Origin of the sequence: Plantibacter sp. Leaf1 (assembly GCF_001421315.1) — a bacterium.
In the GTDB taxonomy this organism is placed as follows: Bacteria; Actinomycetota; Actinomycetes; order Actinomycetales; family Microbacteriaceae; genus Plantibacter.
In genome coordinates this window covers 1,329,028-1,350,397 of record NZ_LMJX01000002.1, presented here as the reverse complement: position 1 = coordinate 1,350,397, position 21,370 = coordinate 1,329,028, and the positions used below count along the sequence as shown (strand labels likewise).

Below are 21,370 nucleotides of genomic sequence, written 5' to 3'. Positions count from 1 at the left end.
TCGGGCGTTTCCGTGCGACTGCACTTAATCTGTGAGCATGTCGAGCCTCACGAATCCCCGCGGACCGGAGCGGCCCGCCGTCTACTGGCGACGCAGGCTGATCGTGTTCGGCGCCCTGCTCGCCGTCGTCATCCTGGTCGTCGTCCTGATCGTCCGGCTGGCGTCGGGTTCCGGTGCCGAGCCGGCTGCCTCGTCGTCGTCACCGACCCCGTCGGCGTCCGCACCGCCGGTCGCGAGCGCTGCGCCCGAGACGTCCACGACCGCGCCGATCGACGAGGCCGCGACCACTGACCCCGGTTCGGCGGCTGCGTGCACCGCGGACCAGATCCGCGTCGAGGCGGTCGTCAACGGCACGAGCTTCGCGGCGGGCGAGCTGCCCCAGCTGTCGCTGAGCGTGACGAACACCGGCTCGGCCGTGTGCACGATGAACGCCGGCACGAGCCAGCAGGTGTTCACCGTCTCGAGTGGCGAGGAACCGTACTGGACCTCCACCGACTGCCAGACGGCGCCGAGCGACCAGCAGGTGCTTCTGGAGCCGGGGAAGACGGTCTCGTCGAACCCGCCGATCACCTGGGACCGCACACGGTCGGCCCCCGATACCTGCGATACGCCGCGCGACCCGGTGCCGGCAGCGGGTGCGTCGTACCACCTCAACACCTCCATCGGCGGGTTCGCCTCCGCAGACAGCGCACAGTTCCTCCTGAACTGAGCCGAGGGTCTCGCCGGGCCACTCTGCTGCCCGGCACCGGCCTGCGACAATGGAGGCATGGCGAAGCAGAAGCGACCCGAGTTCCGTTCCGAGCCCTTGGCCGCGGCCCTCGCCGCCGGCGACATGGTGGCGGTGGCGCTCGCGTTGCGGAACGGGCGGTTCGTCGTCCCACTCATGAAGCCGGGCAATCCCGACAAGCCGACGGAGACCGGCGAGGTCTGGATGTTCCGGCAGCCGGAGACCGCGAGGCTCGCGCTGCTCCTCTTCTCCGATGCGAAGAACAAGCCGGCCGCCCTGCCTCCCTACGTGGGCCTGCACGACGGCGCCTGGCTTGCGAGTTTCCTCCGCACCTACGGTGACGACATCGAGACGGTGCTCTTCGACGTCGCCGGTCCGCACTCCCTGCAGGCGTCGCCGGAGGAGTTGCTCCGCGTCCTCGAACTCGAGGCGCCGGCGGAGTAGCCGCGGGCGGCCGAAGAGCCCGATCCTGACCGCGGGCGGTCGGCTCAGAAGGCCGCGTCGAGCTCGCGCTCGCGTCGGGCGGGCCGTGCTGCCTCAGCTGCGGTCTTCGCGATGCCCAGCACGGACTTGAGGTCGTTGCTGACGTCGGAGTTGAGCAGCAGCTTGTAGCCGAGGCGGTTGCCCTCGGCACCGCGCTGCTTCGCGACGCTCACGGGGCGCACCTCGCCGCTGAGGCTGATCTCGCCGTAGGCCGCGAGGTCGCGGGGGAGGGCGAGGTCGCGGATGACGGAGACGAGGGCGAGGGCGATCGCGAGGTCGGCCGCCGGTTCGGTGATCTTCACGCCGCCGACCGTGGAGATGTAGACGTCGTGGTCGCTGAGGTCGTAGGAGTACCGCCCGTGGAGGACGGCGAGGATCATCGCCACGCGGGACGGGTCGACGCCGTTGGTGACCCGGCGGGGGTTCGGTGCTTGCGTCTTGTTGATGAGTGCCTGGACCTCGACGGGGAGAGCGCGGCGGCCTTCCATGACGATGGTGACGCAGGTGCCGGCCACAGGCTCGTTCTGGCTGAGGAAGAGCGCGCTCGGGTCGGGGACCTCGGCGATGCCGTCGCCGGCCATCTCGAAGCAGCCGACCTCGTCGGTCGCGCCGAAGCGGTTCTTCTGCGCGCGGAGGAAGCGCAGTGCGGTGTGGCGGTCGCCCTCGAACTGGCAGACGACGTCGACGAGGTGTTCGAGGAGCCGGGGTCCGGCGATCGAGCCGTCTTTGGTGACGTGCCCGACGAGGAGGATCGGGAGGTCGCGCTCCTTGGCGATGCGGGTGAGGACGGCGGAGACCTCGCGGACCTGACCTGGTTGGCCGGCGAGCCCGTCGGATTGCGAGGACGAGACCGTCTGCACGGAGTCGACGATGAGGAGTTTCGGGTCGACCTGGTCGATGTGGCCGAGGATGGTGGCGAGGTCGGTCTCGGAGGCGAGGTACAGGTCGTCGTGGAGGGCGCCGGTGCGTTCGGCGCGGAGGCGGACCTGGCTGACCGACTCCTCGGCGCTCACGTAGAGCACACGGGCGCCGGTCTTCGCGGCCCGGGACGCGACCTCGAGGAGCAGGGTCGACTTGCCGACACCCGGCTCGCCGGAGAGCAGGATGGCGGCGCCCGGCACGATCCCGCCGCCGAGGACGCGGTCGAACTCGGCGATGCCGCTCGACCATCGTGGCGCCTCGTCGGAGCGGGCCTCGGTGATGGGGCGGGCGGCGCGCTCGTCGGTCGCGCGGATCGGGGTCAACTTGCCGAGGACACCGGTGGGGGCCGTCGCCTCGACGACCGTTCCCCACTGCTGACATTCGCCGCACCGGCCGGCCCACTTGGCGGTGGTCCAGCCGCATTCGGTGCAGCGGAATGCAGGGGAGTGTGCCTTGGCCATGCGGCCAGCCTAGGCGTGGCCACCGACACCACCGGCCCTCCGCGCCGCCTGTGGATGAGCGGCATCGCTCAATTCGCGTCGGCGCTCGTCTTCTATTACACTCGACCCCGGTACCGTGTCCGAGCGGCCGAAGGTGCAACTCTCGAAAAGTTGTGTGCTTGAAAGAGCACCGTGGGTTCAAATCCCACCGGTACCGCCAGCAGAAGCCCCCTCCACCCGAGCAGCACCGGGACGGAGGGGGCTTCTTCGTGTCCGGCCGGACGCACGATTGGTCGGCCGTCCGGGTGAGCTGAGAGAACCCTGGAGCCCCACATCGCCGACGGGCAGGTTCCCAGTCACACGTCACCTGACGGCCACCTCGTGTCTGTTGTCGCGGCACTTCCCGTGCTTAGCGTTCAGGGCATCCCGTCGGCGGCCGAGTCGCAGCCGACACCGAACCCAGCCGAACGAGGACCACCGTGACTGTTCCAACCCCTCACCCGCGCAAGACCATTCGACTGGCCGCAGTCGTCCTCTGCACCGCTGCCGCCGTCGGACTCACGGCAACCGGCGCCCAAGCCGCCTCCGCGATGAGTGCGACGTCGAGCACCAGCTCCCCGTCGCCGGATCAGCCCGCGCTGACGGCGCAAGACCATCCGATCACCGATGTGCCAGGACTCGTCAACGGCCGCGAGCTGAACGCCGTCCGCGGTCGGGACGGCAAGACCGTCGACGCGACCCGACTCATCCGCTCCGAGTCCCTCGACGCGATCACCGCAGCCGGGGCGAAGACGCTCGCCGACACGCACCACGTGGATCTCGTCATCGACCTCCGCACGCCGACGCAGATCGCAGCGAAGCCGGACGTCCCGGTTCCCGGTGCCCGCTACGTCGCCGTCTCGCTCTTCGGCGCAGACGGTGACTACAGCGACGACACGGCGATGTACCACGACCTCGTCGACAAGGGGCACGACGCATCGTCGCCCGGTCAGATGATCAGCGCGTACGGGCAGGTGCTCCAGCTGCTCGCAGACCACACCGGAGGTACCGTCCTGGTTCACTGCTCGCACGGGATGGACCGCACGGGCACGGTGGTCGACCTGCTCGACCACGTCCTCGGTGTCTCCGAGTCCGACATTTTGCACGACTATCTGCTGTCCAACACCCAGCTCGGGGTCACCTGGGCCACGCCGGACCTGCTGCAGGGAACCTTCGAGCACGACATCACCACGAAGTACTCGGGCATGGACTCGTACCTGACCAAGACCATCGGCGTGACCGACCGGGAACGCGCCGCGCTGCAGAGCCGGTACCTCGTCTCCGCCGACCAGTCCGCACCGGGCACGACGGTGAAGGCACGCTCGCACACGCCCGTCTGGGTCATCGCCGGTGTGGGAGCTCTTGGAGTGGTGCTGCTCGGGGGAATCGCCTCCGTCCTCAACCGGTCGCGCCGGGCCCCCGGCAAGTAGCCGCACCCTCGACGAACTGGAAAACACGGATTCCCAGCTACGCCCAGGGACGCCTCATCTGAGGCACAGCACTGCGTCGCACAGTGAAGTCATGACCAGATCACGTGCCGTCCTCGTCCCGCTCGTCCGCACCGCCGTCGTCCTCGCCGGCGTCTCGATGCTCGCCGGCTGCCAGGCCACTTCGGCGGCCACCGCCGACCCGTCGTCGTCCGCTTCGTCGGCGACGAACGGCCGCGACGACGGCGGCGCGATGGGCGACCGCGCGGATTCCAAGACCGAGCAGAAGAACCTCGCCGCCGTGCTCAAGCTGTACACGGACGCGTTCCCCGATCCCACGTCCTCGCAGGCACAGGCGACCGCCGACAAGCTCGTCGCCGCCGACGCCGTCGCGCACGGTTCGGGGCAGAAGGCCGGGCCGGGCGGGCTGCTCAGCGAGTTCACCGCCGACCGGGGCCGCGTCCCCGGGGCACAGGCGGTCGTCAAGCACACAGCGGCCGATGGGGACCTCGTCGCCGTGCACTACCAGGTTGCCTCCGATCCGGCCGACGAGCGGACCGGCGAAGCAGCGGTCGACCTGTTCCGTCTGCGCGACGGCGCCGTGGTCGAACGCTGGTCCTTCGACCAGCCCATCGCCACGGGCACCCCGGCGAGCGGCAACACCAACACCATGTTCAGCGACCTTTACAAACCGGCGAAGCCCGCGGCCGCGCCGACCGAGGAGCAGGAGGAGCAGAACCGGACCTTCGCGGTGGACGCGTACAACACGCTCTTCCGCGACCAGGACGTCTCCATCCTCGACAAGGCGTTCGACCCCGCGTACCTGCAGCACAACCCGGTCGCCCCGAACGGCACGGCGGCGCTCAAGTCGTTCTTCTCCGGATCCTCCACCTTCCCGCCGCAGGAGTCGGTCATCTCGCTCAGCGACGGCGACATCGTCTGGACCTTCTCGCAGAGCGTCGGAGCGAAGTCGGGCGACCCGGTCCTCGCGGCGGACCTCTTCCGTGTCGACGACAAGCTCATCCGCGAGCACTGGGACGTGGTGCCGACCGCCGGCTGAGCCTGGCCGCGGGCGTCATGGACCGACGATCGGCCTCCACGACGCCCGCTGGCTAGAATCGCGGCATGAACGACGACACGACCAGCAGTTCCGACGACGGCGCGGACTTCGGCGTCGAACCCGGAATGTACCGGCACTTCAAGGGTGCGCTGTACGAGGTGATCGGCGTCGGGCGTCACAGCGAGACGGAGGAGCCGCACGTCTTCTACCGGACGACGTCGACCCCGCCCACGTCGTGGGTGCGACCGCTCGCGATGTTCGTCGAACCCGTCTCACGCGACGGCTACGACGGCCCGCGCTTCGCCCGCGTCAGCGACTGAACGAGGAGGATCACCGCATGGACGAGACTTCCGATCCGCAACCCGAACCCGCCGACGCTCGAGACCTCCTGGTGGAGCGGGTCATCCGTGCGCCGCGGTCAGCCGTCTGGGCGGCGTGGACCGACGCGGCGACGCTCGGCCGTTGGTGGGTGCCCGCGCCGTCCGTCTGCCGGGTCCTCGACCTCGAGCTGTGGCCCGGCGGGTCGTTCCGCACGGAGTTCAGCGAGGACGGGGAGGCGTTCGTCCCGCAGATCACCGGCTGTGTCCTCGAGGTCGTCCCCGAGCAGCGTCTCGTGTGGACGACGGCGCTCGTCGCCGGATGGCGGCCTGCCGAGGACCCGTTCATCACGACCGTGATCGAGATGGAGGACCACCCCGACGGCACCCGGTACCGGGCGACCGCGCTCCACAGCGGCATCGCGCAGCGCGACCAGCACCTGGAGCTCGGATTCCATGCCGGGTGGGGGATCGTCACCGAGCAACTCGCCGCACTCGTCGAGGAGGCGTGAGCGGCTCGAACCGACGGTCGACACCCCGCCGCTCCACGTAAACTCGGGGGATGCCGAGTCCGACCCCCGCACCTGCACCCTTCGCCCTCCGTCCGGCGCTCATCCCGGGCATCCTGGGTGCGGTCGCGCTCATGCTCGGACTCGCGCTGCTCGAACTCGACGCGTTCACGATCGTCCGGTTCGTCGTGAGCATCCTCGCGCTCATCATGGCCGTGTTCGCCTGGCAGGCGAAGCAGCCGCTCTGGATGATCCCGACGCTGCTCGTGGCGATCGTCTGGAACCCCGTCATCCCGTTCCCGTTCAGCGGCATCCCCTGGGTCATCGCCCAGTTCCTCGGCGGTGTGGTGCTCGTCGCCGTCGGCATCCTCCTCGAGAACAAGCACGCCACCCCACCCGCCACCTGAGCGGAAATGTTTCGGGAACGGCTGCGGGTCGTCCCCGCTCTGGCAAGCTTGCGCTCATGACGCTTGAACGCAACTGGGCCGGCACACACACCTTCGCAGCGCCGCGGATCGTGAACGCCACGTCGATCGACGAGGTCCGCTCCCTGGTGGCCGACGCAGCCCGGAACGGCACGCGCGTCCGCGCCCTCGGCACCCGCCACTCCTTCACCGACCTGGCCGACTCCGACGGCACGCTCATCACCGTGCTCGACATCCCCGCCGACCCGGTGTTCGACGAAGCCGCCGGCTCCGTCACGATCGGGGCCGGGACCCGCTACGGCATCGCCGCCGCCTGGCTCGCCGAACACGGCCTCGCCTTCCACAACATGGGGTCGCTCCCGCACATCTCCATCGGCGGCGCGATCGCGACCGGCACCCACGGATCCGGCAACGACAACGGCATCCTCTCCTCAGCCGTGAGCGGCCTCGAATACGTCGACGCCACGGGCGAACTCGTCCACGTCCGTCGCGGAGACCCAGGCTTCGATGGCCTCGTCATCGGTCTCGGGGCGTACGGTGTCGTCGTCCGCGTCACCGTCGACGTGCAGCCGGCCTACCGGGTGCGCCAGGACGTCTATCGCGACGTGCCGTGGGACGCGGTCCTCGCCGACTTCGAGGGCGTCACCGGCGGCGCGTACAGCGTGAGCATCTTCACGAACTGGCTCGGCGACACCATCGAGCAGATCTGGTGGAAGACCCGCCTGGTCGCCGGTGACGACGAGCTGCCCGTGGTCCCGGAGTCATGGCTCGGCGTGCAGCGGGACGCTCTGACCGCCGGCAACCTCGTCGAGACGGACCCCGACAACCTCACGCTGCAAGGCGGGGTGCCCGGCGACTGGTGGGAGCGGCTGCCGCACTTCCGACTCGAGTCGACACCGAGCAACGGCGACGAGATCCAGACCGAGTACTTCATCGACCGCGCCGACGGTCCCGCGGCGATCACGGCGCTGCGTGCCATCGGCGACCGCATCGCCCCGCTGCTCCTCGTGACCGAACTGCGCACCGCGGCACCCGACAAGCTCTGGCTGAGTGGTGCCTACCATCGCGAGATGCTCGCCGTGCACTTCACCTGGCGCAACCTGCCCGAGGAGGTGCGGGCTGTGCTGCCCGCGATCGAGGAGGCACTCGCGCCGTTCGGCGCCCGACCGCATTGGGGCAAGCTCAACCTCCTGACCGCCGAGCGCATCGCCGAGGTCGTGCCGCGGCTCGCCGACGCCCGGGACCTGTTCGAGCGGTTGGATCCCGCCGGCACCTTCACGAACGCGCACCTGGAGCGCATCGGGGTCCGCCTGCCCCGGTAACCGGTGCTGATGGGCCGGGTGTCAGCGCGGTGCGGCGGCGTGAGCGCGGGTCATCGGGCGCCAGCGCGATGCGCTGACGCGAGCGCGGGGGAACCGGCGCGGGCGCGAGGCACGCGCGTGAGCGCGGGTCTCCGGAGACCCGCGCTCACGCGACAGACCCGCGGTGACGTCAGCGCACCGCGCTGGCGCAACCCGGGAGGTCAGTCCTCGACTCGGATACCGAACTGCTCGGCGAACATCGCCGCGAGTTCGCCTACCTGGAACGGCGTCATCGTCGCACCCCGGAGATGCTCGACCCCGGCGATCCGCCGCAGCTCGAGGGTGCGGAGGTCGACGTCGGCGAGCTTGGCCCGGGTGACGTCGAGGCTGTTCAGCGTGCAGTCGACGAACCGGACCCGGGTGGCCGTCGCATCCGCGAGGTCGAGCTCGTCGATGGTGCAGCCCTCGAAGAGGACGTCCTGCAGCACCGCGCCGCGCAGGTTGACGAAGCCGAGCTTGCACCCGCTGACGCGCACGGACTGCCAGTTCGCGTCGTAGCAGTCCGCTGACCCGACCCGCGAGCCGTCGAGCTCCACGTCGCGCAGCCGACTCCTCGGAGCCAACAGGATGGGCGCGTCCCAGCGCTCGAGTCGGGTGTCGAGGAACGACGCCGCACGGAAGTCCGTCTGATCGGCGGTGATCCCCGAGAGCGACGACTCCGAGATCGTGATGCCCGAGAGGTCGCGGTGCGACAGGTCGAGGTCGGCGAACCGTATGCCCTCGACCGCGTCGTGCGCCTCGAGGTCGCGTTCCTCACCGTCGGTCAGCCCAATGAGCCGGACCGGGTCGAGTCGTGGTGCGGTCGTTCCGGTGCGTTTCGCCATGTCGTGCTCCGATGCTGATGCCTGAGGGTCGCGGACCAGCCTAGGTGCGGCCACCGACGCCCCTCGGGGTGATCGCTCAGCTCGTTGTGAACCGACCGGGCAGGAACGGGAGCAGGGGAGCGTGGTAGACGAGCGAGGTGTCGACCCCAGCGGTGAGGGTGGTGCCGGCGGCTCCGTACCGCCACATGCGGTTGAAGAGGAAGACCTCGAACGACACCTCGGCACCGGTGATCCGCCAGCTACCGGTGCCCCACTGGGCCGGCTGCCCGCGCCCGTCGAACACCACCGTCGGACGCTGCAGCGCGCCGTACCAGGGGCGACGGAGCGTGACCTCGATCCGGTCCTGCGTCGGCACGGTGTCCTCGGAAGCCTCGGTGCTCATCCGCTCAGCCTAGGGCGAGCGGCGACGTCCGCGGGGCGCCGGTGCGGGAGGGACGGCCTTCGCCGCGACGACGTCGTCGTCCGGGACGGTGACCGATCCGCGTCTGGTCTCGATCGTGCTGCCCGCGGTCGTCCGCTCGACGAGTTCACCGAGTGCGTCGGTCGCCCCCGCCTCCGAGCCCTCGGGCAGCCGGTAGCGGACGACGACGCGGGTGCCGAGCGGTGCGTCGTGGAGGAACCGGACGGCGGCCGGACCGATCATCGCGTCGCCTCCGACCAGACGCTCACCTGGTGGTCACCAGGAGCTCGGGCGGTAGTCCTTGAGGAAGACGCCGAAGAGGTGCTCGCCGGCCTCGCCGCGGACGATCGGGTCGTAGACGCGGGCCGCGCCGTCGACGAGGTCGAGCGGGGCGTGGAAGCCCTCCTCGGCCAGCCGGACCTTGGTGGGGTGCGGTCGCTCGTCGGTGATCCACCCGGTGTCGACGCTCGTCATGAGGATCCCGTCGGTCTCGAACATCTCACGTGCGCTCGTGCGGGTGAGCATGTTGAGCGCCGCCTTCGCCATGTTCGTGTGCGGGTGGCCTGGGCCTTTGTAGCCGCGACCGAAGACACCCTCCATCGCGGAGACGTTCACCACGTAGGTGTGGTCGAAGTCCGACGCCGCCATCGACGCACGGAGACGGCTGATGAGGATGAACGGGGCGGTGGCGTTCGCGAGCTGGACCTCGAGCATCTCGATCGGCTCCACCTGGTCGACGTTCTGCACCCAGCTGTTGCTGTGGTCGACGTCGGGCACGAGTCCGCCCGCGTCGATCGCGGTCCCGGCGGCGAGCCGCTCGAGCGACGACGAGCCGGCGGCCATGGCGGCCTCGGTGAGGGCGTCCGCCTTCGCCGCGGCGGCAGCGAGGATCGGGTGCGCGGAGACGGACGCCGCGAGCGACAAGGGGTGCGCGTCGTTCGTGTGGCCGAAGGTGACGAGCTCGGGCAGCGGGCCGTCGGGCAGCGGCGCGAGCTCCGCGTCGACGAGCGGCTGGTAGGCGCCCTTCGTGCGGCGCACCGTCTGGGCGGCGTTGTTGATGAGGATGTCGAGTGGCCCCTGCTCGGCGACCGAGTCCGCGAGCGCGATGACCTGGGCCGGGTCGCGGAGGTCGATGCCGACGACGCGGAGGCGGTGCAACCAGTCGCCGCTGTCGGGGAGGGCGCTGAAGCGGCGGACGGCGTCGCGCGGGAAGCGGGTCGTGATCGTCGTGTGGGCGCCGTCGCGGAGGAGCCGCAGCGCGATGTACATGCCGATCTTGGCGCGACCACCGGTGAGGAGCGCGCGCTTCCCGGTGAGGTCGGTGCGGGCGTCGCGCTTCGCGTGGCTCATGGCGGCGCACTGCGGGCAGAGCTGGTGGTAGAACGCGTCGACCGTCGTGTAGGGCTGCTTGCAGATGTAGCAGTTGCGCGGCACGAGGAGCTCGCCGGCCGTCGGGGCGGTGGTCGTGGTCGCGAGCGGGATGCCCCGCGTCTCGTCGTCGATGCGGTCTGGCGCACCGGTCGCGGTCGCGGCGATCACCGCTCGGTCGGCGTCCGCGATCCGGGCGCGGCGGTCGAGACGGCGTTCCTTCTTGACGGCCTTGAACATCTTGGCGGTGGCGCGACGGACCTGGAGGTAGTCGGGGTGCTCCTCGTCCATCGTCGCCATGTGCTGGAGGACGCGGAGGGTGACCTCGAGATCGGTGGGATCGATGCCCGCGTCGTCGCCGGTCGTGGGGCTCGTCGGCTCGTCGTGGGGGAGGGAGGTCATTGCTTCATTCTACGAGCCGAGCGCGCCTCACCGGTCCGCGGGCTAGCGCCGCCGTCACCAGGTCCAGGGGACGGAGGGCGGTGTCCGGCGTGCGTGAGACCATGGGGCGGTGACCCCCGATCCCGCACCACTCGTCGACGTGGCCGACCTCGTCAGACTCGTCGGACGGGTGGCGTTCGATCGCGGGCGCGGATACGCGAGAGACGGCCGCGTGACGTCGGTGGACTGGAACGCGGACAAGCGCCGGGTGCACGGGACCGTCGAAGGGTCGACCGACATCCCTTACGCGTGCATCATCGACCTCGGAGACGACTCGGGCGGGATCGCGCGCATCGAAGGCAGCGCCTGTTCGTGCCCCCTGCGCGGTGACTGCAAGCACATCGTCGCCACCCTGCTCCAGAGCAACGCGGCGCACCTCCGTGCGGAAGGCCGCTCCGACCGGTGGGTGGCCCCACAACGGCCACCTGCGGAGCGGGAGGCGTCCTGGCGTTCCGACCGGCGGTGGACCGCGCCGATCAACGACCCCGAACTCGACGAGCCGGCCGAGCATCGACCGATGTACGCGGACGACGAGCTCGAGGCCCTGCCCGAGGCATGGCGTCCCGCGGCCGGCCAGCGCCCGGCGCGATGGGCGCCGAGTCCACCGACGCCACCGGAACCGCCCACCTGGCGCAACCGCCTCGACTCCCTCACGGGCGAGGGCGGTCGGGCCGTCGCGCCCACCGCGATGGGCCTGCAGTTCGAGGTCCGGGAGGGCATCCCGCGCACGGCCGAACGCTGGCGCGGGCCGACGTCCCGCACCGCCGACGGCCCGCCCGACCCACGGCACCCGCGCCGCATCGCCGTCCGACCGGTCGTCCGCAAGGCCGGGGGCGGCTTCGTCAAATCGACGATCTCCTGGACGTCGTTCACACACCAGGGCCACCGCCTGGCGCTCGACCCGGCGCACCAGCAGTGGTTCACCCAGTTCCAGGCGCTCCTGCGCGCCACCCGTCCGCCGGCCGGGGCGTTCGCCGGAGCGGGCGACGCGGACTGGCTCGTCATCGACGACTTCGGCAGCCCGGTCCTCTGGCACCTGCTCAAGGAGGCGGCACAGCTCGGCATCGAACTCGTCGGCACGCGCAAGGGCACGGTCGCCCTCGGAGCCACCGCCGCCATCCGGCTGGACGCCGCACACGCCGAGGGTGGAGTCGTCCTCCGCCCGGTCGTGACGATCGACGGCACGGACGTCGACGCCTCGACGAGCGGCGCCATCGGCGACCACGGCCTGTACCACTACGCCCTGGAGCCGCGGCAGGCGATCGTCCTCGCGCCACTCGCGGAACCGTCGTCCGACGAAGCGCGTGGGTTGCTCGGCCCGGGGGAGCCCGTCCTCGTGCCAGCGGCCGAGGTCCCGGAGTTCCTGGAGCACTACGTGCCCCGACTCCGCCGGACGATCGCGCTCAGCTCGACCGACGGCGCGGTCGTGCTCCCGGAGATCGTGCCGCCCGTGCTCGTGCTCACCGCCTCCTTCGAGCCGAAGCAGTCCCTCCGGCTCGCCTGGGCGTGGCAGTACGCGCCGGCACAACGCATCCCGATCGGTGGGACGTCCACGGCGCTCGCCGCGGGCCGGTCGCTCCCGACGACGGTCGCCGACGCCGGTTCCGCGTCGTCCGGTTCCGGTTCGTCCGGTTCCGGGAACGGCGGGGACGTCCTCCGCGACGAGCGGGCCGAACGGCTGATCCTCGAACGCGTCGGTGCCGCCCTCGCCGCAGCTGCTGAGCCGGAGCGACGGGCGATCACCGCGGGAGCGCTCGACGAGCTCATCACGCCGAGCATCTGGCCGCCCCGAGCGCAGCAGCTGAAGGAGTTCGACGCGGCGCTCGTCACCGAACGGGCCATCCCGGTACTCGAGTCGCTCGACGACGTCCTCGTCGAGATCATCGGTGAACGGCCCGAGTACACGGAGCTCACCGGGACGCCGCACATCTCGGTCACCACCGTGGAGACCGAGCAGCGCGACTGGTTCGACCTCGGGATCGTCATCCACATCGGCGACTACAGCATCCCCTTCGAGCCCCTCTTCAAAGCGCTGTCGAAGGGCCGCACGAAGCTGCTCATGGTCGACCACACCTACCTCTCGCTCGAACACCCCGCGTTCGACCGCCTACGCGAGCTGCTCACGGAGGCTGCGGCGCTCACCGAATGGGAGACGAAACCGAGCATCAGCCGCTACCAGGCGAGCCTCTGGGCCGACTTCGAGGACCTCGCCGACGAGACCGAGCAGGCCGTCTCCTGGCGTGAGGCCGCCGCCGGACTGAACGCCATCGACGCCGTTCCGGACACCCCGCTGCCGGCCGGGCTGCAGGCGGAGCTCCGCCCCTACCAACTCGACGGGTTCCGCTGGCTCGCGTTCCTCTGGGAGCACGGCCTCGGCGGCATCCTCGCCGACGACATGGGCCTCGGCAAGACGCTGCAGACCCTCGCCCTCATCGCCCATGCCCGCGAGACGACCGGTGCTCCCACGCCGCCGTTCCTCGTGGTCGCGCCCACCTCGGTCGTGTCCAACTGGGTCGCCGAAGCCGCCCGATTCGTCCCTGGGCTCGTCGTCCGCAGCATCACCGCGACGCAGGCGAAGGGCAGCGCCTCAATCGCGGAACTCGCCGCCGGGGCCGACGTCGTGGTCACCAGCTACGCGCTGTTCCGGCTCGACGCCTCGGCGTACCAGGCGAGCGACTGGTCGGGGCTCATCCTCGACGAGGCCCAGTTCGTCAAGAACCATCGCGCCAAGCTGCACGACTGCGCAGTCGAGCTCCGTGCGCCGTTCAAGCTCGCCATCACGGGCACGCCGATCGAGAACACCCTCATGGAGCTGTGGTCGCTGTTGTCGATCGTCGCGCCGGGCCTCTTCGCCTCCGCTTCACGGTTCACGGAGCACTACGTCAAGCCGATCGGCAAGGGGCTCGACTCGAGCCGTCTCCAGACGCTCCGACGACGCATCCGTCCGCTGCTCATGCGCCGGACGAAGGAGCTGGTGGCGCCGGAACTCCCGCCGAAGCAGGAACAGGTGCTCCGCATCGAACTCGCACCGGCGCACCGGAAGCTCTACGACCTCGTGCTGCAACGGGAACGACAGAAACTCCTCGGCCTCGTCGACGACCTCGACCGCAACCGCTTCATCGTGTTCCGGTCGCTCACCCTGTTGCGCATGCTGAGCCTCGATGCGAGCCTCATCGACGCCGAAGAGCACGCGGGCATCCCGTCGAGCAAGCTCGACGCCCTCCTCGAGCAGCTCGACGACGTCGTCGCCGAGGGGCACCGCGCGCTCATCTTCAGCCAGTTCACGTCGTTCCTCGGCAACGCCGCCCGCCGGCTCGAGGAGCAGGGCATCGCCTACGAGTACCTCGACGGGTCCACGCGGCGCCGCGGCGAGGTCATCGACCGGTTCCGTGAGGGGGATGCGCCGGTCTTCCTGATCAGTCTGAAGGCGGGTGGCTTCGGTCTGAACCTGACCGAGGCGGACTACGTCTTCCTCCTCGACCCCTGGTGGAACCCGGCGGCCGAGGCGCAGGCCATCGACCGCACGCACCGTATCGGCCAGCAGCAGAACGTCATGGTCTACCGGCTGGTCGCCGCCGACACGATCGAGGAGAAGGTCATGGCGCTCCAGGCGAAGAAGTCGGAGTTGTTCGCCGCCGTCCTCGACGACGACGCGGTGTTCAGCCAGGCGCTCACCGCAGAGGACATCAGAGGCCTCCTGGAGTGATCCCCGGCAGCCGACCGACGGCTGCCAGGAGTGCCGCGGGCGCCTCGGGCGATAGCCTGGCCGGTATGGAACTCGGGGTGTATGCAGTCGTCGGCATCGCCGTGATCGTGGCCGTCGCGGCCTTCTCCCGCAAGCTCGGGGTCGCCGCGCCCATCATCCTCGTGATCGTCGGCGTCGGCCTCTCCTATCTCCCCGGTGTGCCGGAGATCGAGGTCGAGCCGGAGCTCGTGCTCGACGTCGTCCTCCCGCCGATCCTCTACGCCGCGGCGATCAGCGTGCCGATCATGGACTTCCGCCGCAACCTCGCGACGATCACGAGCCTGTCCGTGGTCCTCGTGATCGTCACCGCGTTCGGCGCCGGGTTCCTGCTCTTCAGTCTGCTGCCCGACCTCAACCTCGCTGCCGCCATCGCCCTCGGTGCGATCATCAGTCCGCCCGACGCCGTGGCGGCGACGTCCATCGGGCGCCGACTCGGGCTCCCGCCCCGGCTGCTGACGGTCCTCGAGGGGGAGGGCCTCGTGAACGACGCGACCGCGCTCGTGCTGCTGCGCTCGGCCAGCGCGGCGGCGGCCGGTGGCCTGCTCACGCCGTGGGCGACCGTCGGCGACTTCCTCTACGCCGTCGTGCTCGCGATCATCGTCGGGTTCATCGCGGGGTATGCGACGGTCTGGCTGCGGTCGAAGCTCAACGACTCGGTCCTCGACACCGCGATCTCGATCGCCGTCCCGTTCGTGGCGTTCATGCCGACGGAGGCGCTCGGCGGTTCCGGCGTGCTCGCGGTCGTCGTCGCCGGCCTCTACACCGGGCATGCGAGTTCGGCCGCGTTCTCGGCACAGGCGCGGATCAGCGACCGCATCAACTGGCGGACCATCCAGTTCCTCCTGGAGAACGCGGTCTTCCTGCTCATCGGACTCGAGATCCGCACGCTCATCGGTGCCGTCGACGCCGAGATCCTGTCCGTCGAGGACTCCATCGGGATCGGCCTGGTGGCGACGGCCGCGCTCATCGCGCTGCGGTTCCTCTGGGTCGGCCCGCTCGTCCTCGGACTCCGCGCGCGAGAACGTTGGGCGGAACGCCAGACGCTGCAACGGTGGCTGTCGATGGGGTACTCGGAGCGGTTCCCGAGACAGAACCGTCGATGGCATCGCCGACGTCGCCGCGAGCGGGCCTACGAGCGGCAGCGCGCCGACCTCGAGCAGCTGCGGCAGGAACAGATCGACTGGCGCGGTGGGGTCATCCTCAGCTGGTCGGGGATGCGTGGTGTGGTGACCCTCGCCGCCGCGCAGTCGCTCCCGGAGAACACGCCGTACCGCGAGCAGCTCGTCCTCATCGCGTTCACGGTCGCTGTGGTGACGCTCGTCGTCCAAGGCGGCACGCTGCCCTGGCTCATCCGACTGCTGCGGGTGCAGGGGATCGACGAGTCGGAGGATCGCCGACAGCTCGCGACCCTGCTCGACGAGATCAGCTACGCGGGCATCAGTGTGCTGGAGGATCCGGCGTCTGCGGTGGGCATCGAGGAGGAGATCGACCCCGACCTGCTCGAACGGGTCCGGCAGTCGACCTTCCTCAGGGCCGAGGCGGCCTGGGAGCGCTCGCGGGAGTCGGTCTCACCGAGCGAGACGCACGCCGAGACTCCGCACCGGCTCTACCGGCAGTTGCGGCTCGCCGTCGTGCAGGCCGAACGCGAGCGGCTGCTCGACGCCCGGGCGCGCGGGGCGTACCCGTCGCGGATCCTCGCGGAGGCACAGACCATGCTCGACATCGAGGAGACCCGGCTGCGCCCGCCGCGGGCCGACCACTAGGGCAGCTCGACCGTTCTCAGGAGTCCGCCGGCGCGCCGCCCAGGAAACGGACCGGCGCGCCGGCGAACTCCTGAGAACGGGTCGTTGCGGTCAGGAACTCGGGCCGGGGTTGGTGACGTCCGCCACACGCTCCGCCTCGCGCTCGGCCGCGGCGTCGCGTTCGGTCTCCGAACCGGGGTTCGTGATGTCGGCCTCGCCGCTCGCCGCGGGGTCGTCGGCACGGGCGTCCGGGCCGGGGTTCGTCGTGGAGGCCACGCGCTCGGCTGCCGCGTCGTCGACGGCCTCGTCGTGCGGACCCGGGTTGTTGATGTCGGCGTTCTGGTCACTCATGGGGTGCTCCTTCCGAGATCCGCCTGGGACGGACTCTGTCTCGCGCATCGTCGCGCTGATCCGCTCTCACGGTAGGTCCGTGGGCGGACGGGTGCAAGGGGTGGCGCCGCCCGCTCAGGCGCGGCTGGCGAAAGCGTCCACGCCGGTGAGCTCGGCCGAGAGCGCCCAGAGTCGGGCCGCCTCCTCCGGGTCGGTCGCGTGGTCGGCGACACCCGAGGCCGGGGACACGGCGGCGTCGGCCGGGCCGGCGATGTCGCAGTCCTCGCAGAACACGCCGCCGAGGCCGTCGAGGGACGGTGAGGTCGCCGCCCACACCTCGGTCGCGGCACCCTGCTCCGGCGACTTGAAGCCCGAGACGAGGAGCTTGCCGTCGGCGTCGACCCAGCCGAGCGCCATCATCTCCTCGCGCGGCAGGTGACGCTGCAGCGGCGTCAGGATGCCACCCGGGTGGACCGAGAACGCACGGACACCGTCCTCGGCGCCGAGCGCGTCGAGCTGGAGCGCGAAGAGCGCATTGGCGGTCTTCGCCTGTCCGTACGCCTCCCACTTGTCGTAACCGTGCTCGAACTGGACGTCGTCCCAGCGGATGCCCGAGCGCTTGTGGCCGCTCGAGGACAGCGCGACGACCCGCGAGGAGCCGCCCTTCACGATGGCGGGCCAGAGGCGGTTGGCGAGGGCGAAGTGGCCGAGGTGGTTCGTCGCGAACTGGAGTTCCCAGCCGGGGCCGACGCGCGTCTCGGGAGCGGCCATGACGCCGGCGTTGGTGATGATCAGGTCGATGCCACGACCGCTCGCGAGGAAGCGCTCCGCGAAGGCCTCGACGCTCGCGAGGTCGGCGAGGTCGAGTTCGTCGACCTCGACCCCCTCGATACCGGCGAGTTCCTCACGGGCGGTGTCCGGACGTCGTGCGGGGACGATCACGTGGGCACCGGCGTCGACCAGGGCGCGGACGGCCTCGCGACCGATGCCGGAGTAGCCACCCGTGACGATGGCGAGCTTGCCCGAGAGATCGATGCCCTCGAGCACCTCCGCCGCGGTGCTCGAGTGGCCGAAGCCGGAACCGATGGGATGCTGCGGGGTGCGCGTGGGATTGGTCATGCCCTCACGCTACGACGCAGGCGACGACGGGGGAACCGGGTGGACCTGGGAACATGTGCAGGTACCGGCGGCGCTCAGCGGGTGGACAGGACGCGCACGGAGGGCAGCGGGTGACCGTGCAGCAGCGCGCGGAGCTCCTGCAGGCGGCGACGTGCGCCCCACATCGTGACCTTCTTCAGCGACTCCGAGACGATGCCGCCGCTCATCTTCGACTCACCGGACACCCGCTCGGTGAAGACGATGGGCGTCTCCACGACCCGGAGACCGCGCTGCAACGCCCGCCAGAGGAGCTCGACCTGGAAGCAGTAGCCCTGGGACGCCACGTCGGCGAGGTCGATGCGCCGCAGTGCCTCGCTCCGGAACGCGCGGAACCCGCCCGTCGCATCGGCGACACCGATCCCGAGGGCCAGGCGGGTGTAGAGGTTGCCGCCACGGCTCAGCGCGAGCCGGTGGGCGGGCCAGTTCTCGACGACGCCGCCGGGCACCCAGCGCGAGCCGAGGGCGAGGTCGTGCTCGTCGAGCAGCGCAATCAGGCGCGGGAGGTCCTCGGGGTGGTGGGAGCCGTCCGCGTCCATCTCGACGATGACCTCGTACCCGCGGGCGAGCGCCCAGGCGAACCCGGCGAGGTACGCGCCGCCCAACCCGTCCTTCACTGCCCGGTGGAACACGTGCACCTGCTGGTGCTGCGCGGCGAGCTGGTCGGCGAGGAAGCCGGTGCCGTCCGGCGACGAGTCGTCGACGACGAGGATGTCGACCCCCGGGACGGCCAGCGTCCGGTCGACGATCGGCTGCAGGTTGTCGAGTTCGTTGTAGGTGGGGATGACGACGAGGGAGCGGTTCACGTCGGTTCCTTTCGGGTCGGTTGGAGTGGTTCGGAGCGGAGCGGCCCCTCGACAGGCTCGGGGAACGGGGAGGGGATCGGGGACCGGAGGAGGGATCGGGACCGGTGAGGGCCTACGGGGTCTTGCCCACGAGCGAGGCGAAGACGACGTAGTTGTTGGCGTAGGTGTTCGCCGCGTCGTCGAAGGGTCCGTTGCAGGTGATGAGCCGGAGTTGCGCATCAGGCGTCGGTCCGTAGACCTCCTCGGTCGGGAAGGTCTTCTTCTCGACGTCGATGGCGCGGTCGACGGCGTAGGTGGCGGTCGAGCCGTCGGACATCGTCACCGTCACCTGGTCGCCCGCGACGAGCTGCTTGAGGTGGACGAAGACCGCCTCGCGGAGGGTCGTGTCGAGATGCCCGGCGATCACCGCCGGCCCCACCTGGCCGGGTAGGACGCCGGCGCGGTACCACCCGGCGTCCTCCCACTCGACGGGTGGCAGGAGCACACCGGACGCATCGCGGTCGAGCGGTTCGACCGCCGCGTCGACGCCGATCGCCGGGATCTGCACGCGGCTGACGCTCAGGGCGCTGATGTCGGCGGTCGGCGCCTGGGTCGCCGGGTCCTGTTTGGCCCCGGCGGCCCCGCGGTCGGTCGCCTCCGAGGAGGTGAGCGGCCCGTCGGCGGCGTTCGGCGACGACGGCGTCTGCCCGGAGTGCGTGGCGCCGCACGCCGAGAGGGCGAGCGCCGTGACGAGCGCTCCGGCGACGGCGAGGGCGCTGATCCTCGCGCGTGGTGCCCGGGTCATGAGCTGGCTCCGTTCGTGAGTGGCGGGCAGCCGTCGAGGTCGTCGGTCGTGAGCATCATGGGCGCGAGGGCGGCCCAGGCGGCACCGAAGTAGCTCGGCACCTCCTGCGCGAGCTCGTCGGCCGCTCGCAGGTCGTCCGCCGCCTCCGGCAGGTTGCCCACCGCGGCGCGCGCGGCGGCTCTGGCCTCCAGGGCGAGCGGGTGCTGGTCGGAGGTGAGCGGCGAACCACCGAGGTCGGTCTCCGCCCGCAGCTCCTTCGAGCGTGCGAGCGTCGAGACGAGTCGAGCGGCCGTCGCCTGATCGGCGGGGACGCACGACTCGGCGTAGCGGATGGGGAGCCGGGCCGCGTCGTAGCCGTAGCGGACGCTCTGTCCCGTCCCGGCGGCACCGGGCATCGCGTCGACCGAGCCGTCGGCGTGCACCTGCGCCCAGTCCGGTGGGAGCGGGCTCTCGTCGAGCAGGGCGGACGTGACCGCAGCGGAACCGGCCTGCAGCTCGGCCCATCGGGGATCGCCCGTCGCCGCGCCCAACACCGAGAAGGCGACGGGGGAGGCGTACGACGGGTTGTACGCGTAGGGTTCGGTCGCTGCGGCCCAGGTGCCGGGCAGCAGGATGCGACCCGCGGCGGTCTCGACGGTCATGCGGTCCGCGATCACCCCGGCGAGCTTGACGCCCGCGTCGGTGAACCGCGGCTCGTCGAAGCGCTTCCCGGCGATGACGAGGGCTCGGGCGGCATCGAGGTCGCCGTCACTGGCTGGTTCCTCGTCGACGACCTTGCCGTCGCTCCAGCGCCAGGCCAGCAGCCCGTCCGGTCGCTGCAGGTTCGTCTCGGTCCAGTCCCAGATCCCGGTGAACGCCTGCTCGTCGCCGACACCCGCGGCGATGAGCAGGCCGTAGGCCTGGCCCTCGCTCACGGTGTCGTCACCCTGGTCGCGGCGCACGACCCGGCCGTCGTCCACCCAGTCCGAGAGGAACGCCTCGGCGGCCTGGGTGGCGGAGCGGTCCGTCGCGGTCGGCTGCGGACCGCTGCCGGCCTCGACGGTGCCGGGTGACGCCGCCGGTGGCCCTGGGAGGTCCGCCGGGAAGCCGGTGGCCAGCGAGGCGATCACGGCGGTGGCGGCGACCGCGGCGACCGCCGTCACCGCGATGCCGATCGTCTTCTTGGCGCTCATGCTCAGCTCGCCGCCGTCCCGATCTCCTGCACGAGCCGCACGAGCTTCGCGTCGAGGTCGTCGAACACGCTCTGCAGCGCCGACGAGTCCTTCGCGAGCCCGCCGCCACCGGTCTCGACCGGCCCTTCGGGCGCGTTCCCGGCGGCGGAGCTGTCGAGCACGGGCATCAGGGTGACGCCGCCGGCAGCGTTGTCGAGCACGAAGAGCGTGCTCACGGTGCCGGGTGCGAGGTTCACCGAGGCTTCTGCGGCCTGCTTGCCGCCGGTCAGCTTGAGGTCCCACGGGCCGGCGGGGACGCTGGCGTAGTCGGTCGCCGTTCCAGTGGTGGCGCCCTTCGCGATGGGCATGCCGGTCGAGGTGCTGACGTCGACGCTCTTCACGTCGGTCGACGCCTGGATGAGCCGGATGCGCGCCGCGCCCTCGGTCGGACCGGTGAGGTCGTCCTCGAACACCTTCGTCTGCAGGTCCTTGTTGGGACCGTAGGCGGCGACGGTCGCCGCCTCCCCGGCCGTGATGGTCACGTTGGTGCTGATGACCGGCTTCGTGCTGTCGGGGGAGCCGGCGGGGACCATCGACACCACGTAGGTGCCGGCGGCGAGGTCGGTGTACGGCGAGACCTGTCCGTAGGCGACGTCGTCGAGTTCGAAGACGGCCGCACCGCCGGAGAGGGCCGAGAGCTTCACGTCGACGGACTTCGTGTCGGCGGAGAGGTGGCCGACGCGGATCCAGCCGCCGCCGGACGCGTCGGTCGTGGCGGCGTTCGCGGCGGTGGTGCCGAAGCCGATGAGTGCTGCCGTCGCGACGGCGGCGAGGCCGCTGAGGGCGATTCGCCTCGTGGTGGTGGTTCGCATGGTGGAACTCCTGTTCTTCGGGTGGTTCTGGGGTTCGGTCGGT

At 70.8% G+C, this 21,370-nt stretch carries 21 protein-coding genes and 1 tRNA gene; 11 read left to right on the top strand and 11 right to left on the bottom strand.

Going from position 1 to position 21,370, the window contains the following annotated elements:
• The first annotated feature begins 37 nt into the window (after positions 1-37).
• Positions 38-709, top strand: coding sequence for a hypothetical protein (locus ASE44_RS08555; protein ID WP_056008407.1), 672 nt, complete (start codon positions 38-40; stop codon positions 707-709).
• A gap of 57 nt (positions 710-766) precedes the next feature.
• Positions 767-1,171, top strand: a complete 405-nt coding sequence (locus ASE44_RS08550) for an SseB family protein (RefSeq protein ID WP_056778944.1) — start codon at positions 767-769, stop codon at positions 1,169-1,171.
• 44 nt (positions 1,172-1,215) lie between these two features.
• Here the strand turns inward: ASE44_RS08550 and radA are convergent, their stop codons facing one another.
• Complete coding sequence (gene radA / locus ASE44_RS08545) at positions 1,216-2,592, bottom strand: DNA repair protein RadA (protein WP_056008403.1); 1,377 nt, start codon at positions 2,590-2,592, stop codon at positions 1,216-1,218.
• Positions 2,593-2,701: 109 nt separating this feature from the next.
• Between radA and ASE44_RS08540 the strand changes: the two genes are divergently transcribed.
• From ASE44_RS08540 to ASE44_RS08510, 7 genes are all read left to right on the top strand, one after another.
• Positions 2,702-2,791 (top strand) — tRNA-Ser (locus ASE44_RS08540).
• Positions 2,792-3,050: 259 nt separating this feature from the next.
• The gene (locus ASE44_RS08535; RefSeq protein WP_235522569.1) at positions 3,051-4,040 is read left to right on the top strand and encodes a tyrosine-protein phosphatase; all 990 of its coding nucleotides are present in this window, start codon (positions 3,051-3,053) and stop codon (positions 4,038-4,040) included.
• Positions 4,041-4,131: 91 nt separating this feature from the next.
• Positions 4,132-5,097: a nuclear transport factor 2 family protein gene (locus tag ASE44_RS08530; protein ID WP_056778940.1), complete on the top strand. Its 966-nt coding sequence runs from the start codon at positions 4,132-4,134 to the stop codon at positions 5,095-5,097.
• Between the two features lie 65 nt (positions 5,098-5,162).
• Positions 5,163-5,417 (top strand): DUF1653 domain-containing protein, encoded by a 255-nt coding sequence (locus ASE44_RS08525; protein WP_056778937.1) that lies wholly within the window; start codon positions 5,163-5,165, stop codon positions 5,415-5,417.
• Between the two features lie 17 nt (positions 5,418-5,434).
• Positions 5,435-5,926 (top strand): SRPBCC family protein, encoded by a 492-nt coding sequence (locus tag ASE44_RS08520; RefSeq protein WP_056778936.1) that lies wholly within the window; start codon positions 5,435-5,437, stop codon positions 5,924-5,926.
• Between the two features lie 50 nt (positions 5,927-5,976).
• Positions 5,977-6,330: a DUF6804 family protein gene (locus ASE44_RS08515; RefSeq protein WP_056008389.1), complete on the top strand. Its 354-nt coding sequence runs from the start codon at positions 5,977-5,979 to the stop codon at positions 6,328-6,330.
• A 56-nt stretch (positions 6,331-6,386) separates the two neighbouring features.
• Positions 6,387-7,670 (top strand): FAD-binding protein, encoded by a 1,284-nt coding sequence (locus ASE44_RS08510; protein ID WP_056778933.1) that lies wholly within the window; start codon positions 6,387-6,389, stop codon positions 7,668-7,670.
• Between the two features lie 200 nt (positions 7,671-7,870).
• Here ASE44_RS08510 and ASE44_RS08505 read toward each other — a convergent pair whose 3' ends face one another.
• The 4 genes from ASE44_RS08505 to ASE44_RS08490 all read right to left on the bottom strand — a co-directional run bounded on the left by ASE44_RS08505 (position 7,871) and on the right by ASE44_RS08490 (position 10,703).
• Complete coding sequence (locus ASE44_RS08505; RefSeq protein WP_056778929.1) at positions 7,871-8,533, bottom strand: pentapeptide repeat-containing protein; 663 nt, start codon at positions 8,531-8,533, stop codon at positions 7,871-7,873.
• 76 nt (positions 8,534-8,609) lie between these two features.
• Positions 8,610-8,915 (bottom strand): hypothetical protein, encoded by a 306-nt coding sequence (locus ASE44_RS08500; protein ID WP_056778925.1) that lies wholly within the window; start codon positions 8,913-8,915, stop codon positions 8,610-8,612.
• 9 nt (positions 8,916-8,924) lie between these two features.
• Positions 8,925-9,176: a hypothetical protein gene (locus ASE44_RS08495; protein ID WP_056778922.1), complete on the bottom strand. Its 252-nt coding sequence runs from the start codon at positions 9,174-9,176 to the stop codon at positions 8,925-8,927.
• Positions 9,177-9,209: 33 nt separating this feature from the next.
• On the bottom strand, positions 9,210-10,703 hold the full coding sequence (locus ASE44_RS08490) for an SDR family NAD(P)-dependent oxidoreductase (protein WP_056778918.1): 1,494 nt from the start codon (positions 10,701-10,703) through the stop codon (positions 9,210-9,212).
• Between the two features lie 109 nt (positions 10,704-10,812).
• Between ASE44_RS08490 and ASE44_RS08485 the strand changes: the two genes are divergently transcribed.
• Together ASE44_RS08485 and ASE44_RS08480 are read left to right on the top strand one after the other, a co-directional pair.
• The gene (locus ASE44_RS08485; RefSeq protein ID WP_056778916.1) at positions 10,813-14,448 is read left to right on the top strand and encodes a DEAD/DEAH box helicase; all 3,636 of its coding nucleotides are present in this window, start codon (positions 10,813-10,815) and stop codon (positions 14,446-14,448) included.
• Between the two features lie 65 nt (positions 14,449-14,513).
• Positions 14,514-16,250: a sodium:proton antiporter gene (locus ASE44_RS08480; protein ID WP_056778913.1), complete on the top strand. Its 1,737-nt coding sequence runs from the start codon at positions 14,514-14,516 to the stop codon at positions 16,248-16,250.
• Between the two features lie 90 nt (positions 16,251-16,340).
• Here the strand turns inward: ASE44_RS08480 and ASE44_RS08475 are convergent, their stop codons facing one another.
• The 6 genes from ASE44_RS08475 to ASE44_RS08450 form a co-directional block, all read right to left on the bottom strand.
• Complete coding sequence (locus ASE44_RS08475) at positions 16,341-16,580, bottom strand: hypothetical protein (RefSeq protein WP_056778910.1); 240 nt, start codon at positions 16,578-16,580, stop codon at positions 16,341-16,343.
• A gap of 114 nt (positions 16,581-16,694) precedes the next feature.
• Positions 16,695-17,678, bottom strand: coding sequence for an SDR family NAD(P)-dependent oxidoreductase (locus ASE44_RS08470; protein ID WP_056778905.1), 984 nt, complete (start codon positions 17,676-17,678; stop codon positions 16,695-16,697).
• A 74-nt stretch (positions 17,679-17,752) separates the two neighbouring features.
• The gene (locus tag ASE44_RS08465) at positions 17,753-18,520 is read right to left on the bottom strand and encodes a polyprenol monophosphomannose synthase (RefSeq protein WP_056778903.1); all 768 of its coding nucleotides are present in this window, start codon (positions 18,518-18,520) and stop codon (positions 17,753-17,755) included.
• Positions 18,521-18,632: 112 nt separating this feature from the next.
• Positions 18,633-19,304 (bottom strand): class F sortase, encoded by a 672-nt coding sequence (locus ASE44_RS08460; protein WP_056778899.1) that lies wholly within the window; start codon positions 19,302-19,304, stop codon positions 18,633-18,635.
• Entirely contained in the window at positions 19,301-20,476 is a 1,176-nt protein-coding gene (locus tag ASE44_RS08455) for a glycosyl hydrolase family 8 (protein WP_056778896.1), read from the bottom strand. Before ASE44_RS08455 ends, ASE44_RS08460 begins: the two co-directional genes overlap by 4 nt.
• 2 nt (positions 20,477-20,478) lie before the next feature.
• A complete protein-coding gene (locus ASE44_RS08450; protein ID WP_056008349.1) occupies positions 20,479-21,327 on the bottom strand; it encodes a DUF4397 domain-containing protein in 849 nt (282 codons plus the stop codon).
• Positions 21,328-21,370 lie beyond the last annotated feature (43 nt).